We start from the raw sequence: 16,389 nt of genomic DNA, 5'->3' as shown, positions 1-16,389 counted from the left end.
ATACAATTATAGAGCCTGTACCGATATAGTCTAAATGTATGTGAGACTCACAAATATATGAACCCTGAAGAGTGTGAAAAATAAAAAACACACCATTTTTCAAGTGAAAAATCGTGTGTTCTCTTATAGAGTTGCTATCATTTTCATGTAAAGTATTCCAATTTTGCATGAGGGAAAAATTTTTCCATATAGGAATAAAGATGGCTCTTAATATCTTCTTCTTCCTCTTTTTGATAAATATACTTCCCTATTCCGTATTTTCCCCATTTATATCTCCGGGCAGTTTCATCCAATTCTAGTTTCGTCATCGGATAATTCTTTTCAATTACCCGCTTAGCTGGTTTCGTAAACCGATGTTGAATAAATTCAAAAGTGATATCATCGCGAGCATCCTGAGGTAATTCTTCATTGAGCCGTTCAAATAAATGATAGTAGCCTTCCTCCCAGCCTTCATGGAGGTAAATTGGGGCAACAATGAACCCTAGCGGATAACCGGCTCTTGCAACTTTTCCTGCTGCTTCAATACGTTTTGCTAGTGGCGAGGTACCAGGTTCGAAATTTTTTATCACATAATCGGCATTAACGCTAAAGCGAAATCTTGTTTTTCCATTATGCTTGGCATCGAGTAGGTGATCCACATAATGAAACTTGGTAACAAAACGGAGCTTCCCTAACTCTGATTTCCCGAAATGTTCAATTGCCCTTTTCAACGTATGGGTTAGATGATCAAGTCCGACAATATCGGATGTACAGGATGCCTCAAATCGAGTCATTTCAGGTGCTCTTTCTTCCATATACTTGTCGGCAGCCTCTAAAATCTCCTCCACATTGACGTATGTACGAATATAGGGCTTTGATCCCATCGTTGTTTGTAAATAACAATAATGACAATGCCCCATACAGCCCGTCGCAAACGGAATCGCATATTCCGCGGAAGGCTTTGATGTATCAAACTTAAGGGTTTTTCTTATACCCACTACTAACGTTGATTTAGCAATTCTGTACCTTTGAAAATCTGTATCGCCAGGAAGGTTCCGTACCTGATTATGTGAGGTGGTATAACGAATTTCCACATCCATTTTTTCAAATTTTTCTTTCAGTTCCTTCCCTAGCGGATACTCTAATGCGGCTGGTTCAAAGTAAACAAGCTGCGGCATAAATGGTTTGTTCATATGATGATCCCCATTCTATACATTTCCAAAATACTGTTCATATACCTGCAAAGCATCAGCCTCATTCTGGTAGACTGCCATATCATTCGTTAATGGGTAATAGGTTTCGTAGAGAAAAATAGCCAATTCATTAGGATGATCCGGATGATTGACAACTGCAGCAGCCTGTACATTCGCTACATCCTGTGTATGAGGATTACGATAAAAAACGTAGACAATGTCACCCGGATTGTAAGAGTGATCATTCTGAGTAATTTCCACAACCAGCACCGTCCATTCAATAGTAGTTTAACGAAAAAAACGCCGCTAATGGGCGTAATATCTTTTCTTATGAAGAAGGCTTGTCAGACAAATTTGTAAGCCCCTCCGCATTAGGATCTGGCTGTCCGTAGCCTGTCACCTTTCCTGCATGCTCCTCATGGTACTTCGAGCCAGAACCCGGTTGGTTGCCTGATGACCCTCTATTTTTCTCACCATTTGCACGTTTCTGAGTTGACATTAAAACACCTCCTATATGGATTAGGATTCGTTACATTCCAGTTCTTATTCGAGAATAATAAAAATTTACAATTTCCAATTTCTTATTGATATGAAGGTATTTTATTCATTTCCTGGTTAAGAATAGGTAATGACCTTAATTACAGGAGTGAAGAAAAAATGATACAATTACAAACGGAAATTGAAGGGAAAAGAGCATATTTTGGAGCAGTTCGTGAAATATTACATTCTTTAGGGTGTAGTTTTTGCAGTAATTTTGAGTATGACCAAGGTAAATTCGACGCATTATTATACCGTGACGGTGGAGAGTCTATTTATCTAAGAGTCCCTATTTATGTCGTAGATGGGGCACTAGATCATTCTAATACCTTGGTTGAGTTTGGAACTCCTTTTGTTATCAAGCATGTCGTGAATATTGGATTAGATCATGATGAAAATTCCTTCATGACTGCTACGACTGGACTTGATCAATTTCAAGCACCACTGGATAAAGACGGCTACATTTATGATAAAAGCAGATGGGAGAAAGCTGGTAAAGAAGCGATCCACCAAGTGTACAGTTCGATCAATGGATTATTAGTTTCCTAGGGACCTATTGGGAAGTAAACATTGAAAAGCACCTAGTGATAGGTGCTTTTCAATGTTTATTTCCATCCCTAACTCCCTTTATTTACTGTGTTTCGTCAATTTATCACGATCAACTGCCTCTGGTGGTTCCTCCATCCAGCCTTGGGCAATCATAATGTTAGCCCCATCCTCAACATAATGAGAAATATCCACTAAGAACCGAGCATACATTGCACCTAAATCGCGCCTTCCATTTAATGATGCAGCATTTCCGTATGATCTTATTTTCATTGAAAACATATCAATTTTATGCCAAAGCATCAATTTGTCTGAAAATGGGGCAAATGTACTGGTGCTGACCAAATGATCTAAAAAGGTTGGTGAAGGTAAGTTGTCATTATGTAATTTTTCTGAACAGGCATCAATATGTTTGTTTGTAAGTTCCTTCCCTCTTATAAGAAACTTTTGCACCTGATCTCCTTTGGCCACTTGAGAAAAACCTACCAGTAATGCTTTACTAGTTACATTATTTTCAATATTATCATATAGATGGGCTATCTCCAGTGCATGGAGAGGGCGAACATTCCCTAAAAAGCCATTTAAATAATTTTGTTTTTTAACAAAATCAGTCTTTTGAGGAACGGGAATAACGGGAGGCTTTACTAAGAACCCTTTTGACTCCAGTACCAAGTTAACCTCTGTTATCAATTTGATCGTGGCATCAAGGGTTTCGATAAAAAATTCTCTAATATCATCTCGAACCATTAAAGGAATCGCAATGGAATAAATACTCATCCCTGCTTTCCCTGTATATTTTAAATAATGAAGATAGAATTCATCAGAAAATAACCTCGGTGCACCTAAGTTTACATCTTCTTTGGAAAAACCAACTGGAATGGGAAAGTTGGTTTTCTGAAAGATAACCATTATCTTTTCCAAAATGGTGTCACATAGACGCAAAGCATTTTCAAGCACTTTTTTTATTTCTTCATCTTCCACATGTTTTAGGTAATAGGTAAGGACCTTTTCTCCCATGGTATTCCCCATATAAGTGGCCCAAAGTTTCCCCATTTCGGCCGATGTCAACAATTCATTAGTAGGAGAAGTTATTCTCGAATGAATCTTAATCGGTTTAATTGATTTCATCGCATATGCCCCTTCACCATCATTTTTCTTTAGTTTACACTGAAGTGGGACATTATATTTCAAAAAAAATAAACGCTGTATTTTGGAGGAACATCTTCTTTATATTATTTCAAATAAAAAGACGAGCCATCAATGATGTCTACATCATCCCTCGTTTTAATCTCTTCCATTAGTTGAAACAGGGCTTCGTCTTTTCTCTTGGCCTCAATCATGCAATCAATCTGCGGGAGGCTGCCCTTGATTTCTTTTAGAAATTGAAAAAACATTTCCATGTCCACAAAATCTGCATGGTGGCGGAAAGTCTGTTGGCTTTTTGGACTGGAGATATGCATTTTTAATGGAAGGGATGCATTCCTCCATGTTTGGACGACACGAGCCCAATGGTCTTCCCAATGGTCATTTCGATGATGTGCCAAGTGATGATGATAATCGAACACAAGCGGAATATCCAATTTTTCACACAAGTAAAGTGTATCTTCAAGGGTGAACGACGTATCATCATTTTCTAGCATGATCATTTTTTGAATCGACCTGGGCACAACCATCCAATTATCGATAAATCGTTCAAGTGACGTTTCGGTTTCTTTATAATTGCCCCCCACATGCATCACACAACGGTTGGTGGGATCAATCCCCATTCCCTTTAATAATAAATAATGCATTTTCAACGTTTGAATTGAGTTTTTTAAAACATCTTTCTTCATAGAATTGATAAGAACAAAGTGATCAGGATGGAAATCGATTCGTATGTCATGTTCTTTGGCAAAATCGCCAACCTCACGCAGTTGATTCTGCAATGGCTTTACATAATTCCAATCAAGGAGTTCCTCATGGTTGGCTAGTGGAATAAGACGTGAAGTTAACCGATAGAAATGAATCTCGGACGCAGCATTATGCTTTAAAATTCTAAGTGTATGGTGTAAATTTGACTGCGAAATCCGTTCCAGTTTCCGAATCGCTGCTGCGCGATCATCAATTTTCTGGAATTGGGTAAAGGTCATCGTTTGCGAGGGTGAAGCGTTTTTTAATTCCATGCTCATAGCTACATATCCTAAACGTACGAGGGTCATTTATTTACCTCAATCCTTTGCCTTTTCGTCACCATTCCACCTCACCGCCGGATAGACGTTTGACTCCCCGGATGGAGGCTATGTCATCAATAAGCTGCAACATCGCCAGGTTCTTCTTCTTCGCTTCAATCATAATGTCAAAGTCTTGATTAAGCTCCTTTGCCATTTTTAAAAAAGGGTGGATGAATTCAAATGAGACAAAATCGGCATGGGAACGATAGGCTTGATCTGATTTTGGTGAAGAAATATGAACCTTTGGTATCGTATTCCATGTGTTAAAGATCCGTTGTAAAAAAAGCGTAAGGTCAATTTCCCCTTGATTCGCCATATAGTGGTGATAATCAAGAATCATGGGGACCTTTTCTTTTTCACAAGTATTCAAGGTTTCTTTGACATCATAGGTTTTATCATCATTTTCCAGCGTCATCTGCTTCTTTACCTCATGGGGTAATTGTTTTAGATTTTGATGAAAACGGGCTAATGAAGTTTCCTTGTCACCGTAAGCACCGCCGATATGTATATTGATAATCCCTCTTTCTAGTGCATTCATTGCTTCAAGCATTTTATAGTGGAATTCCATATCCTTTACAGCATTCATCGTCACTTCCGCGCGAGGACTTGTGAACAGTGTAAATTGATTCGGATGAAAGCTTGGGCGGAGTTGAAATTGTTGGATCAATTGTCCCAGTTCCTCCCATTCTGTTTTGAAAGGAGTAACAAAATCCCACATGACTTCTGGATGGGTAGCTAAGGGAACTAGTGAGCTAGAAAATCGATATAATTTGATTTCGTGTGCGATATTATAGTGCAAGATTCTTTTTGTATGCTGTAAATTTTTGCTCGTTACTGCTTTGAGCTTTTCCATTCGCTCGTGTTTAGGAAGGGCCGAATACCGAGCAAAGGTTAACGCTTTTGATGGACTAGCATCCCATAAACCTAGTGCATTCGCCACATAGCCAAAACGAATTCTCATCATTGGTCCCCTTAGAAATGGTTTTCATTACTAACGATAAAGAGAATGAAATGTTCCTATTAAGTTCTGTCAAATGCTTTTGGCGGTGATTCCATCCACCCTTTTTCAATTAAAATATTTGCCCCATCATCAACGAATAAGCCAATGTTTACAAGAGTTCTTCCGTATAACATGGCTAAGTCTCTTCTACCGTTAACCGCCAATGAGTTTCCAAACGATCTAATCTTCATTGAGAACATGTCCACTTTATGAAATAACATGATTTTATCCGAAAAAGGTGGATAGGTGGACGGGGTAACTAAATGGTCAATATATGACGGAGTTTGCAAGTTTTCGGTGTGAAGTTTTTCCATGTACTGCTTTACCGATTTATCCGTCATGTCCAACCCCCGTTTAAACAAGGCTTTAATCTTTTCATCTTTCACAGTCTGGTAAAATCCTAATAATAACGCCTTACTTGTTGCATTGTTCTCAATGTTATCATACAGGTGGGTAATTTCTAATGCATGTAATGGTCTGACATCTCCTACAAACCCATTTAAATAATTTTGCTTTTGAATAAAGTCGCTTCCATTCGGTGTAGGGATCATCGGTGGTTTTGCGATTAATTTCTTTTCAAATAAAACATTATTAATTTGCCCTAAAAAGAGGGACGTGCATTGATTGCAATAAACAAAAAATTCCCTAAGATCTTCCCGCATGCCTAATGGAACCGCCACAGCGTAAAGACTTAGTCCGGCCTTCGCCGCATATTTTAAATAATGCACATAGAAAGCATCTTCATATAAACGCGGGGCACCAAGATTGACATCCTCTTTCGTAAAACCTATTGGTATCGGGAAATCATCTTTCTGAAAAAATCCTTCAATCCTCTTGTTGAAGTCCTGTGATAAGGCTAAACCATTTTCCAACAACGTCCGAATATAGGGATCCTCGCAATGTTGAAGATAATAACTTAGTATCTGACTGGACATACTGTTTCCCACGTATGTAGCCCAAAGTTTAGCCATTTCAACAGATGTTAACGGTAGAGACTCATCTAATTCTTTCGTACTTAAATGAATGGGCTTCATTATATCCATTGGATTGATTATATCCATAAGTGATCCCCCTTTTCTCATAATTAAGACTATGTTTTCCAATCGAATATTCTTATATCCATCAATATTGGTCGCATCTTTCCCTCTCAGTTTTCCTTCTCCCAGATCTTTTTTTGCATGATCACTGCAATGAGTCCAATAATCACAGCTACTAATAAACTAACAAATAGACCCATGCGAATATTTTTTTCCATTAATGTTCCGCTAACAGCAGCAAGAATAAGGGCTAATCCTAAAAATGCTAACAATTTTCCGCCTAGTTTAATTTCCAATATATGCAGAGCAGAAATAATAATAAAGGACCAATTGAAAAGAATTAATATGCCTGCTGCGGTCGTAATGTACTCATAGATCTTTCCTGGCAGCAACAAGGCGGTGACAATGGAGGCAATTAATCCAATGGTCGCTAGGCTTAAGGATGGAAGTGGGAGTTCTTTAAACTTTTTTAATTTTTTAGAAAACAAGGACGGGGCATCACCACCTTCTGCAAGAGTCACAAGAAGTGTCGTTACCCCAAACAAGGAAGCGGTCATAGTTGAAAACCCGGCTAATATGATGGCAGCATTAAATACGTGTGGAAAAAAAGCAAAATGATAGTTATCCAATGCGGTAACAAAGGGGCTTTCCTTTTCCGTAAATGCCCCATGTGCAGCCATGTAGACGGCAAGTCCGATTGAAATCACATATATGATGACTAAGACAATCAACATGATAATACCAGCTTTAGGCGCATCCTCTTTCTTTTTTAATCTCATAGCCATAAGTCCAATGACTTCAATTCCACCATATGCATAAAAGGCATAGATTAAGGAGGACCAAAACCCTTTGTAGCCCCCTGGGAATAATTCTTTTGTTGAATGGGGAAAACCGGGGTGTTTCACATCACCATGGATCCATCCAAATACGGCAGCTCCTGCCATAATAATAAACATAACGATGGCAGCTGTTTTAATGATCGCTAATACGTTTTCTACTTTATCAAACCCTTTATTTCCCGTAATAACCACTAAAATAGATAGAATGGCATACCCCGTGGCAAAAAGCCAGAGAGGAACATTCGGAAACCAAAATCTTGACAGAATGGAAAGTGCCGTCAGCTGACTACCCATAATCAGGATATTGGAGCACCAATAATTCCAACCGCAGCTAAATCCAGCCCAACGTCCATAGGCTTTGTTTGCATAGTAGCAGAATGAACCATCTTGAGGATCCTCAGCCGTCATTTTAGCTAATAGATTATAGACAACGTACGTCCCCAAAGCAGCCAATATAAAAGAAAAGACAACAGACGGACCGGTTACTTCTATCCCAATTGTCGAACCAAGAAAAAAACCTGTTCCAATCGTACAGCCGATCCCGATTAAGGATAACTGCCACCAACTTAAATTTCCTTCCTCACCACCCTTGCTCTTCCCGCCAGCCTTCGGGATAAAAAAATCCATGTGAAACTCCTCCTATGTAGTAATCCTGAAAGATATACTTTTCAGCATGTACTCTCCCTTTCCATCATTCCTTCCATATTATGAGCACCAACAGAGAGTTGGATTCCATGAAAAAATAGACAAAAGGTGGAAGAATAACACTAAATAATACTGGTTAGGGCAAAACTTTTTCCTGCTCAATTACAACATCAATATATCCAAAATGCCAAATGAACAAAGCCCCGTCTACATGATTTAAATTCTTAATTAGTTTAGATTACAAAAAGGACGAACATAAAGTTCATCCTTTTTGTAATCTAACAATCACCTTGTTTGTTAAGATGCAATGGCGGTGGAACCAACCAGCCTTTTTCCTTATTTAAACGAAGGACCTTTAAACCAAGGGCTGCTTTTTGCATATGGAATTGGCCATACATCATCGCTACATCTTCCCTGATTGATTTCCCCATCACTGCACTAAATGCGACTAATCCTGCTGCGATATCAGCAGACAGTGTTGCTGCGATAGCCGGGTCAGGAATTCTAGCCCCCACCGGGATATCCTCCAAACATGCTTGCGGCGGTTCTGGTGCAGCTGGAGGTAAACCGACCCCATTCTCCTTCAATAATTCTTCCACTTGTTTCTTTTCATGCTGGCATAATTCTACAGCTTCTGCTAATAACTTTTTTAAGTCATCGTCTCCCGCATGGTTACCCATGGTTTGATAACCTGCAATCATTCCATTGCCCGCTAATAATGAGGCCCAAAGATCAAAAACCTCACCATAATGCAAAGGCTCTTCCTTAGGATTTCCGCTTAAAATTCCCATTGTTGCCCTCCTTAGTGTATAGGTGAATTTATTCATAACAGTGCCACCTTTCCTAGAGCACAAATGTATTTTGTCCTATAATCCTGTTAATCATGACAACCTTTTTTTACTATTATTTTGAACTTATGTTATGTAGAATGTTTAGAAATTATCCCATTGTCTATAACTAAATTTAATGGAAGTTAGTGGAGGAAATACATGAGTTATTTGGTTGTATTCGTTGAGTTGATCATTGGTTTTATAGCCCTTTTTATTACCGTTAAAAGCTTAGGAAAAACACAAATTAGTCAGATTACCCCTTTTGACTTTATTTCATCATTGGTATTGGGAGAACTGGTTGGCAGTGCCATCTTTGATGAAAAAACGGGGCTCCTAAAGATCCTTTTTGCTGTTTTTGTTTGGGGAGCCCTTATTTTTATCACTGGGATTGTAACCCAAAAATTTCGCCCCCTTCGAAATTTTCTCGAAGGCAGACCTACAATGTTGATTAATAAAGGGCAAATTGATTGGAATGAATTAAAAAGGAATCGTTTAGATATAGATCAATTGATGCAGTTATTGCGTTCACGAGATATTTTTTCCATGGAGGATGTAGAGTATGCCATTTTTGAAAACAATGGATCTCTTAGCGTGTTAAGAAAAGTGGAGGTTGATTATCCACTAAATAAAGATCTAAACATACAAAAAGAAAACAATGTCATTCCGTATACGGTGATAAGTGACGGAAAGGTTATAGTGGAAAATTTAAAACTTGCCGGTTTAAATGAGGCATGGCTTCATATGGAATTGGAATCTCATGGGGTAAAACATACGAAGGAAATCTGTTACGCTGAATGGCAGGTTGGGAAGAATCTTTATTTTCAAAAATATTAACAGTATCAAAAAAACCTTAAGATGACTAGGTCATCTTAAGTGTTTTTTAATCCTTTTTTAATTTTGATAAATCGGTTTCCTCACCAAATTCGGTAGCATAATTTAAGTTTCCAGTGCCTTGCCGATTTACATCTTTCTCTTCCTTTCGCATTGGCGCAAACAGCAGGCTTATACAAATTAGACCACTTAATCCAACAAGAGAATAGATGACTCTAGATAAAAAGGCATCTTGTCCGCCAAAAATAGCGGCAACTAAATCGAATCTAAATAAACCAATTAACCCCCAATTTATTGCACCTATTATGACTAGTACTAATGCAATTTTGTGTATGAATCTCATGCACTTATACCTCCTTATTTTATTTCTTCTATAAATCCTGTTTTAATGCGAAACACAGAAGACGAGTACGAACGGTACTCGCCTTGCTCATTAACGGCGGTGTTCTACAAGGTCAATTACACCTAATACCACGTGTGCTAGACCAAAACCAAAAACAGTGTTAGCTACCATTTTATTCGACCCGCGTTTTTGCTTTAATGCATAACCTGTCGCTGTTACTGCAGTACCTAAAGCAGTTGGAATTAACCCCTCACGAATATTCATCGCAATTCCCCCACATGTCGTTAGTTGGTGCCTAAACACCATTTTTATTCTTACCCGGGTAATTTGAAATATCCTATCCAACATTTTGGAAAAAGGATAAATAACGGTTTAAACGTTTCCATTAATTCCTGCACCATATTTTCTTATACCTCAGTATGGTTTCCACTTATTTTTTTGTTTGTGTGATATATATCACAACACTCTTTGGTGAAAATAATTATCATTTACATAGGAAATACTAAATAATACTTTCATTTTGGAGTGATAATGATGAACGAAGCCATGACAACTATTGAAGGTTGGTACTGTTTGCATGATTTTCGGACAATGGATTGGGCTAAGTGGAAGGTAGCTACTGAGGCCGAGCGGGATCAGGCCCTTCATGAATTTAAAGAACTATTACATAAGTGGGAAACCATTGAGGACGAACATAACGGCAGTCACACTGTCTATACCATTGCCGGCAACAAAGCTGACCTTATGTTCATGATTCTAAGACCAACGATGAAAGACCTCATCGAAGTGAAAACAGCCTTCAACAAAACGGCTCTGGCTGATTTTACAAAGCCGGCGTTCTCCTACGTGTCCGTTATTGAAAAAAGCAGTTATTCTGGAATGGCAGCTAATCCATTTGAGGATCCAGCCATGAGAGCTAAACTCTACCCAACTATTCCAAAAATGGACTATATCTGTTTTTATCCGATGAGTAAGCTTCGTGGTGAAAAAACCAACTGGTTCATGCTTCCAAAGGAAGACAGAAAAAGATTAATGTTTGAGCATATTGACACCGGAAAGCCTTACTCCGAAAAGGTTAAACGAATTGTCACCGGCTCTGTCGGCTTTGATGACTTTGAATGGGGTGTTTCCCTATTTTGCGATGATGCCCTTCAATTCAAAAAATTGATCTATGAAACCAGATTTGATGAAGTGAGCGCTGTATATGGTATTTTTGGCTCATTCTTTATCGGGAATTTGTTAGAGACTGCAGAAGTTAATTCGTTCTTTTGTATGTAATTTTTAAAATATCGCTTTTTTAGATTCGCTCATAGAAACAAAGCAAGAGCATGTAAATATGTTCTTGCTTTTTGACTTCATTTATACTAAACTCGAACGACAATTTTACCTATGTTCTTACTTGCTTCCATATGCCGATGCGCCTCTTGAATATCCACAAATGGGAAAACAGTATCGACAATGGGCCGGATTTTTTCCTGATTAAATAAAGACTTTGCTTTGCTTATAAACTCCTCGGTTAACTCTTTCTTATATTGATCAGTTCTTGGTGTTAATAGAGTACCTTTTATTTGGGCCCTTTTTGCCATGAGTTCCATGATATTCATGTTTTCAACGATTGAACCGCCCAAAATACCAATTAAAACCCAGCGACCATCAATTTTTAAGCTCTTTATGTTTTGCTTCCAATAGGAAGCCCCAATGAAATCAAGAATGACATCAACTCCTTGGTTATTCGTTGCCTTTAATACCTCTTCATCAAAGGACTTCTGCTTATAGTTAATGCCAATATCCGCACCAAGTGATTGACAAAAATCTAGCTTTTCCTGTGACCCAGCTGTCGTGATAATTTTTGCATTGGTCATTTGTTTGACTAATTGGATGGCTGCTGTCCCCACACCACTACCGCCGGCGTGAATGAGTATGGTTTCATGTTGGGCTAGTTCTCCTAACCAAAACAATGTTTGATAGGCGGTTAAGAAAACCTCCGGAATCGCAGCGGCCTCTTCGAATGATAAATGTTCCGGAACCTTCATTGCCCTGTCCGCTGGCATAACCGCATATTCAGCATAACCACCGCCATTTACAAGACCCATGACCCGTGTTCCTACATCGATTATGGCATCTTCAGCAGCTTCCACCACTTCACCAGCCACTTCTATCCCTAAAATCGGATTGGTCATATAACCCGCTTTTCCCTCTCGGGCAACGATATCTGTCCGATTGATGGCAAAAGCTTTTACTTTTATCAATAGTTCACCGGGTTTTATCTTTGGAGCAGGTACATCCTGAACCTGTAATTGTTCCGCTCCTCCAGGTTGATTCACAACAATTGCTTTCATTTTTACCTGTCCCCCCTAAAAATAAATAAACATAAAAACGACTAAAAATTGGTATTCTAGCCGTTCATCTGTCTAGTAGGTGTTACCTTTTCTCCATGATAGCAAAATAATTGTTTTCGTTATCAGCAAAATTAAACACTTTACCGCCAGGCATTTGAACCATTTCACCGACTGTAATATTTTTATCCGTAAAATCTTTATATAATTGCTCAAGATTATTGGAGTAAAACATCAGAGATGGTGTACCTAAATGTAACTCTGGCTGCATTTTCGCAATTAATTCCTTATTATGGAGAACGATACTTGTTTCAGCATCCTTTGAAGGCGCAATTTCAATCCATCTCATCCCTTGACCATTATTTTGATCAGAAATAACAACAAAACCTACCTTTTCTGTCCAAAATTTTACTGTTTCATCTTGGTTAGTAACATATACCATAATTTGTCCAACTTTATTAATCATGTACATCTCTCCATTCAACTTTATTATTATCCTTAATTATATTGTGGTAAACAAAATATTGTCTACTTTTGGTCATCACATGACCGTAAGAAAAATGGCGGAAGACCTAAAGGCTATTGGTTTGATGTAGTTGTCTACATTACTAAAAAAAGCAGGATTATGAGAAACGGTCACGTAGCAGTGTTCTGCGTGACTGAATGGAGCATGAACATGGAATAAGGTGCCGTACTGGTACCAATATATGCTACGATAAAGGAAAATTGTGGATAATTGATTTAAGAAAGGATTGATTCCTGGTGCAAATTGAATTTGGGAATACCACCATACATCTTTTACCTATCCTTACTTTTGCTATTTTTGTAATAATCCTATATTTGTTATGGAGATCGAGTAAAGAATTAGAGAATCGTAGTTTTACTGTTTTTCTCTATTTCTTGGTTAGTATTTATACGGCCCCAATCTATTCACAATCCATGTCAAATGGCGGTAAATTTGAATTATGGGTTCCATTGGGATTTATTGTTGTGTGGGTTTACCAATACGCAAATAAGAAAAACCATCCCGCGAAAATGAAGGCAAGCTTAGTAGGTTTGGCTGTTGCGTTATGTAAGCTAATCGATGTGTATCGCGACATGCTATTTTAATATTTTTTCCTCTGTGAAAATAAGGCTCATTCCAAAGGAACAAGCTGCTTTGAATTCCAATAAAATGGAAGTAGATCAATCGGCTGGATATGTTAATTTAATGGGGTGAGGTACAATTGGGAACCATAGATGGAAAATCGTTTATCGATCGAATCGATCAAATGAAGACAGAAATTTGGGTTGAAGGGGAAAAAATTGCCGGTATGCTTTCGAATCATCCTGCCTTTAAAGGAATACTTCAGACAAAAGCTGCTCTTTATGATTTGCAAAATGACCCAAATATAAGAAACCAGATGACGTTCCAGGTCACTGAAAAGGGGGATCCCATCGGGCTTTCCTATCTGCAGCCAAAAACGAAAGAAGACTTAAAAAGACGAAGAAAGATGATGGAACGTTGGGCCCAACACACTCATGGCTTGATGGGGAGAAGTCCGGACTATATGAACACAGTAATTATGAGCTTTGCCTCCTCTTCCGCTGCCCTATTAAAAGGTAAGAAAAATTGCTTTCCTGAAAATATTCTCGCATTGTATGAAAAAGCTCGGGAACAAGACCTTTCCTTTACCCATACGTTTATTACTCCACAAATAAATCGCTCACAATATCATTTTCATTATTCAAAAGAGCCAATCTCCGCTAAGGTGATAGATAAAAATGAACAAGGAATTGTGATTAAGGGCGCCCGCCTTCTTGCTACCCAAGGGGGCATAACCGATGAAGTATTGGTCTATACGGCGCCAAGGAAGTTCATGGAGTCAGAAGAAGCATTTGCCTTTTCTATACCTTCCGACACAAAAGGATTAAAATTTATCTGCAGGGAATCGTTTGTTGGCGGTGAGTCTCATTTTAATTATCCCTTAAGCTCTCGATATGAGGAAATGGATTCACTAGTGGTTTTTGATAATGTGTTAGTTCCTTGGGATCGTGTCTTTTTTTATGATAATGTCGAGGCATCAAGTGATTTCATGTTTCTTAGCTCATTTCACCACTTTGCCACCCATCAAGTCCTAACAAGGCAAATTGTCAAAACAGAATTTATTTTAGGGCTGGCTGAAATGTTAGTGGAGACAATAAATGTCCAAGAATATCAACATATCCAAGAAAAACTTTCAGAAATCATCATCGGCCTTGAAACCATGAAAGCACTGATTGAGAAGTCTGAAAATGACGCAACTCTCGATGAGTGGGGCTATATGCGCCCAAGTTTACTTCCCCTTCAAGTCGCCACAAATATTTTCCCAAAAATCTATCCTCGTTTCTGCGAGATTATTCAATTGATAGGTGCCAGCGGTATGGTAACATTGCCAACTGAAGCGGCATTCGAATCCGAAATCAAAGCAGATCTTGACCACTATCTTCAAGGGGTAAACAAACCGGCTAATGAGCGGGTGAAGCTTTTTCGATTAGCATGGGATCTTACCATGAGTTCATTCGGCACAAGGCAAACCCAATATGAAAGATACTTTTTTGGCGACCCAATTCAATTAGCGAGCAATCTTTATAACCACTATCCGTTAGATGAATATGTAAAGAAAATGAACGAATTTCTTACTTCTTCGTAAAAAGAAGAAAAACCCCGGTTCTTATGAGCCGGGGTTCCTTTCTTTATTCACCAACTGTACGTAGGTGGCCACATTAAGCTGCTTTTTTAATCTCAATTTTTTTACCATCTTTTCGCCACTTCTTAAATTCAGCTGTTGCTGTGAAAAGGACATCCGTAGATGAATTAAGGGCTGTTTCAAAGGAATCTTGCAATACACCAATGATAAAGCCTACTCCAACAACCTGCATGGCAACATCATTTGGAATTCCGAAAAGACTGCAAGCAAGTGGAATCAGTAAGAGGGATCCACCTGCTACACCAGAAGCACCACAGGCACAAACAGCTGATAGGACGCTAAGAATGATAGCTGTAGGGATATCCACGTGAATGCCTAAAGTATGAACCGCTGCAAGTGTCAAAACTGATATCGTAACGGCTGCACCCGCCATATTGATCGTTGCACCTAATGGAATGGAGACAGAATAGGTATCTTTATTCAAGCCTAGGTTTTCACATAATTTCATATTTACCGGAATATTAGCTGCCGAACTGCGGGTAAAGAATGCGGTAATACCACTTTCCCTGATACACTTGAATACAAGTGGGTATGGGTTTTGACGAATGGCCACAAACACCATGATTGGGTTCACAACCAATGCCACAAACAGCATACATCCAACCAAAACAGCAAGTAATTTTCCATAGCTTAGTAAGGACTCAATCCCATTTGTCGTAATCGAGTCAATCACAAGTCCCATGATGCCAAGTGGGGCAAACTTGATGACCCATGTAACCATTTTGGATACGGCATCTGAAAAATTTGAAATCATCGTTTTGGTTGTAGCTGGTGCATTTCGTAAAGCCATGCCAAGAACTACTGCCCAAGCTAAAATACCGATATAGTTGGCATTATAAATAGCTTTGACAGGATTATCAACCACATTCAATAATAATGATTTAAGAACCTCTACAACACCGCCAGGAGCTGTTAAATCCTCGGCACCCTTTGCAAGTGTTAAGTTTACAGGAACAATAAAGCTTACAATAACGGCGATTAACCCTGCTAAAAAGGTACCCAATAGATAAAGGCTAATAATTGATTTCATGTTTGTCTGTTGACCGCTCTTATGCTGCGCTATGGCTGACATGACCAAGAATAGAACAAGGACGGGAGCAATCGCTTTAAGTGCTCCTACAAATAAGGAACCTAAAATGACCACTGGTTTTGCTGCTTCTGGGATCAATACCGCCAGGATAATACCAACAATTAAACCGATAATGATTTGTTTGACCAAGCTTAATTGATTCCATTTCTTCATCAGATTTTTCATAGATGTTCCCCCCATAGTCTAAGAAAATAGCAAGATACCAAAAAGACTAGCTTTCTCAGCTACATTATTATTTTAACTA

Annotated in this window: 19 protein-coding genes; 5 read left to right on the top strand and 14 right to left on the bottom strand. The window is 38.6% G+C overall.

Annotation, left to right across the window (positions count from 1 at the left end; genetic code table 11):
- Positions 1-143: 143 nt before the first annotated feature.
- From splB to RCG19_RS21780, 3 genes are all read right to left on the bottom strand, one after another.
- Positions 144-1,172: a spore photoproduct lyase gene (gene splB / locus RCG19_RS21790; protein ID WP_308108884.1), complete on the bottom strand. Its 1,029-nt coding sequence runs from the start codon at positions 1,170-1,172 to the stop codon at positions 144-146.
- A 15-nt stretch (positions 1,173-1,187) separates the two neighbouring features.
- Positions 1,188-1,433, bottom strand: coding sequence for a transcriptional regulator SplA domain-containing protein (locus tag RCG19_RS21785; RefSeq protein ID WP_308108883.1), 246 nt, complete (start codon positions 1,431-1,433; stop codon positions 1,188-1,190).
- A 67-nt stretch (positions 1,434-1,500) separates the two neighbouring features.
- Positions 1,501-1,671: a hypothetical protein gene (locus RCG19_RS21780; protein WP_308108882.1), complete on the bottom strand. Its 171-nt coding sequence runs from the start codon at positions 1,669-1,671 to the stop codon at positions 1,501-1,503.
- A 158-nt stretch (positions 1,672-1,829) separates the two neighbouring features.
- Between RCG19_RS21780 and RCG19_RS21775 the strand changes: the two genes are divergently transcribed.
- Positions 1,830-2,258 (top strand): YugN family protein, encoded by a 429-nt coding sequence (locus RCG19_RS21775; protein ID WP_308108881.1) that lies wholly within the window; start codon positions 1,830-1,832, stop codon positions 2,256-2,258.
- Positions 2,259-2,336: 78 nt separating this feature from the next.
- Here RCG19_RS21775 and RCG19_RS21770 read toward each other — a convergent pair whose 3' ends face one another.
- The 6 genes from RCG19_RS21770 to RCG19_RS21745 all read right to left on the bottom strand — a co-directional run bounded on the left by RCG19_RS21770 (position 2,337) and on the right by RCG19_RS21745 (position 8,777).
- Positions 2,337-3,383: a DUF3231 family protein gene (locus tag RCG19_RS21770; RefSeq protein WP_308108880.1), complete on the bottom strand. Its 1,047-nt coding sequence runs from the start codon at positions 3,381-3,383 to the stop codon at positions 2,337-2,339.
- 104 nt (positions 3,384-3,487) lie between these two features.
- Positions 3,488-4,453: a UV DNA damage repair endonuclease UvsE gene (gene uvsE / locus RCG19_RS21765; RefSeq protein ID WP_308108879.1), complete on the bottom strand. Its 966-nt coding sequence runs from the start codon at positions 4,451-4,453 to the stop codon at positions 3,488-3,490.
- A gap of 28 nt (positions 4,454-4,481) precedes the next feature.
- Positions 4,482-5,426, bottom strand: a complete 945-nt coding sequence (gene uvsE / locus RCG19_RS21760; protein WP_308111048.1) for a UV DNA damage repair endonuclease UvsE — start codon at positions 5,424-5,426, stop codon at positions 4,482-4,484.
- Between the two features lie 59 nt (positions 5,427-5,485).
- On the bottom strand, positions 5,486-6,526 hold the full coding sequence (locus RCG19_RS21755; protein ID WP_308108878.1) for a DUF3231 family protein: 1,041 nt from the start codon (positions 6,524-6,526) through the stop codon (positions 5,486-5,488).
- A gap of 86 nt (positions 6,527-6,612) precedes the next feature.
- On the bottom strand, positions 6,613-7,968 hold the full coding sequence (locus RCG19_RS21750) for an amino acid permease (protein WP_308108877.1): 1,356 nt from the start codon (positions 7,966-7,968) through the stop codon (positions 6,613-6,615).
- Positions 7,969-8,264: 296 nt separating this feature from the next.
- Positions 8,265-8,777, bottom strand: a complete 513-nt coding sequence (locus RCG19_RS21745; RefSeq protein ID WP_166242880.1) for a DUF3231 family protein — start codon at positions 8,775-8,777, stop codon at positions 8,265-8,267.
- A gap of 198 nt (positions 8,778-8,975) precedes the next feature.
- On the opposite strand from RCG19_RS21745, the gene RCG19_RS21740 reads away from it, so the two are divergent.
- Positions 8,976-9,650 carry a DUF421 domain-containing protein gene (locus RCG19_RS21740; RefSeq protein WP_308108876.1) on the top strand — a complete coding sequence of 225 codons (675 nt, stop codon included), beginning with the start codon at positions 8,976-8,978 and terminating at the stop codon, positions 9,648-9,650.
- Positions 9,651-9,696: 46 nt separating this feature from the next.
- Here the strand turns inward: RCG19_RS21740 and RCG19_RS21735 are convergent, their stop codons facing one another.
- Positions 9,697-9,990, bottom strand: coding sequence for a DUF378 domain-containing protein (locus tag RCG19_RS21735; RefSeq protein ID WP_308108875.1), 294 nt, complete (start codon positions 9,988-9,990; stop codon positions 9,697-9,699).
- A gap of 90 nt (positions 9,991-10,080) precedes the next feature.
- Positions 10,081-10,254, bottom strand: coding sequence for an asparagine synthase (locus RCG19_RS21730; protein WP_149870190.1), 174 nt, complete (start codon positions 10,252-10,254; stop codon positions 10,081-10,083).
- Positions 10,255-10,524: 270 nt separating this feature from the next.
- Between RCG19_RS21730 and hemQ the strand changes: the two genes are divergently transcribed.
- The gene (gene hemQ, locus RCG19_RS21725) at positions 10,525-11,268 is read left to right on the top strand and encodes a hydrogen peroxide-dependent heme synthase (RefSeq protein WP_308108874.1); all 744 of its coding nucleotides are present in this window, start codon (positions 10,525-10,527) and stop codon (positions 11,266-11,268) included.
- An 86-nt stretch (positions 11,269-11,354) separates the two neighbouring features.
- On the opposite strand, the gene RCG19_RS21720 is transcribed toward hemQ, so the two are convergent.
- Both RCG19_RS21720 and RCG19_RS21715 read right to left on the bottom strand, forming a co-directional pair.
- Positions 11,355-12,329 carry an NAD(P)H-quinone oxidoreductase gene (locus tag RCG19_RS21720; protein WP_308108873.1) on the bottom strand — a complete coding sequence of 325 codons (975 nt, stop codon included), beginning with the start codon at positions 12,327-12,329 and terminating at the stop codon, positions 11,355-11,357.
- Between the two features lie 82 nt (positions 12,330-12,411).
- Positions 12,412-12,792 carry a VOC family protein gene (locus tag RCG19_RS21715; protein ID WP_308108872.1) on the bottom strand — a complete coding sequence of 127 codons (381 nt, stop codon included), beginning with the start codon at positions 12,790-12,792 and terminating at the stop codon, positions 12,412-12,414.
- Between the two features lie 296 nt (positions 12,793-13,088).
- On the opposite strand from RCG19_RS21715, the gene RCG19_RS21710 reads away from it, so the two are divergent.
- On the top strand, positions 13,089-13,436 hold the full coding sequence (locus tag RCG19_RS21710; protein WP_308108871.1) for a hypothetical protein: 348 nt from the start codon (positions 13,089-13,091) through the stop codon (positions 13,434-13,436).
- Positions 13,437-13,552: 116 nt separating this feature from the next.
- Positions 13,553-14,998: a 4-hydroxyphenylacetate 3-monooxygenase, oxygenase component gene (gene hpaB / locus RCG19_RS21705; RefSeq protein ID WP_308108870.1), complete on the top strand. Its 1,446-nt coding sequence runs from the start codon at positions 13,553-13,555 to the stop codon at positions 14,996-14,998.
- A 73-nt stretch (positions 14,999-15,071) separates the two neighbouring features.
- On the opposite strand, the gene sstT is transcribed toward hpaB, so the two are convergent.
- A complete protein-coding gene (gene sstT / locus RCG19_RS21700) occupies positions 15,072-16,310 on the bottom strand; it encodes a serine/threonine transporter SstT (protein WP_308108869.1) in 1,239 nt (412 codons plus the stop codon).
- Between the last annotated feature and the right edge of the window lie 79 nt (positions 16,311-16,389).

Source organism: Neobacillus sp. OS1-2, from assembly GCF_030915505.1.
In the GTDB taxonomy this organism is placed as follows: domain Bacteria; phylum Bacillota; class Bacilli; order Bacillales; family Cytobacillaceae; genus Neobacillus.
Note: the sequence above shows the minus strand (reverse complement) of the source record. Positions and strands in the feature narration are given on the sequence as shown.

Excerpts from the sequence above, each read along its gene's own strand:
- splB (WP_308108884.1), bottom strand. The coding sequence starts at position 1,172 with ATGAACAAACCATTTATGCCGCAGCTTGTTTACTTTGAACCAGCCGCA.
- RCG19_RS21780 (WP_308108882.1), bottom strand. The coding sequence starts at position 1,671 with ATGTCAACTCAGAAACGTGCAAATGGTGAGAAAAATAGAGGGTCATCA.
- RCG19_RS21775 (WP_308108881.1), top strand. The coding sequence starts at position 1,830 with ATGATACAATTACAAACGGAAATTGAAGGGAAAAGAGCATATTTTGGA.
- RCG19_RS21770 (WP_308108880.1), bottom strand. The coding sequence starts at position 3,383 with ATGAAATCAATTAAACCGATTAAGATTCATTCGAGAATAACTTCTCCT.
- uvsE (WP_308108879.1), bottom strand. The coding sequence starts at position 4,453 with ATGACCCTCGTACGTTTAGGATATGTAGCTATGAGCATGGAATTAAAA.
- uvsE (WP_308111048.1), bottom strand. The coding sequence starts at position 5,426 with ATGAGAATTCGTTTTGGCTATGTGGCGAATGCACTAGGTTTATGGGAT.
- RCG19_RS21755 (WP_308108878.1), bottom strand. The coding sequence starts at position 6,526 with ATGGATATAATCAATCCAATGGATATAATGAAGCCCATTCATTTAAGT.
- RCG19_RS21750 (WP_308108877.1), bottom strand. The coding sequence starts at position 7,968 with ATGGATTTTTTTATCCCGAAGGCTGGCGGGAAGAGCAAGGGTGGTGAG.
- RCG19_RS21745 (WP_166242880.1), bottom strand. The coding sequence starts at position 8,777 with ATGGGAATTTTAAGCGGAAATCCTAAGGAAGAGCCTTTGCATTATGGT.
- RCG19_RS21740 (WP_308108876.1), top strand. The coding sequence starts at position 8,976 with ATGAGTTATTTGGTTGTATTCGTTGAGTTGATCATTGGTTTTATAGCC.
- RCG19_RS21735 (WP_308108875.1), bottom strand. The coding sequence starts at position 9,990 with ATGAGATTCATACACAAAATTGCATTAGTACTAGTCATAATAGGTGCA.
- RCG19_RS21730 (WP_149870190.1), bottom strand. The coding sequence starts at position 10,254 with ATGAATATTCGTGAGGGGTTAATTCCAACTGCTTTAGGTACTGCAGTA.
- hemQ (WP_308108874.1), top strand. The coding sequence starts at position 10,525 with ATGAACGAAGCCATGACAACTATTGAAGGTTGGTACTGTTTGCATGAT.
- RCG19_RS21720 (WP_308108873.1), bottom strand. The coding sequence starts at position 12,329 with ATGAAAGCAATTGTTGTGAATCAACCTGGAGGAGCGGAACAATTACAG.
- RCG19_RS21715 (WP_308108872.1), bottom strand. The coding sequence starts at position 12,792 with ATGATTAATAAAGTTGGACAAATTATGGTATATGTTACTAACCAAGAT.
- sstT (WP_308108869.1), bottom strand. The coding sequence starts at position 16,310 with ATGAAAAATCTGATGAAGAAATGGAATCAATTAAGCTTGGTCAAACAA.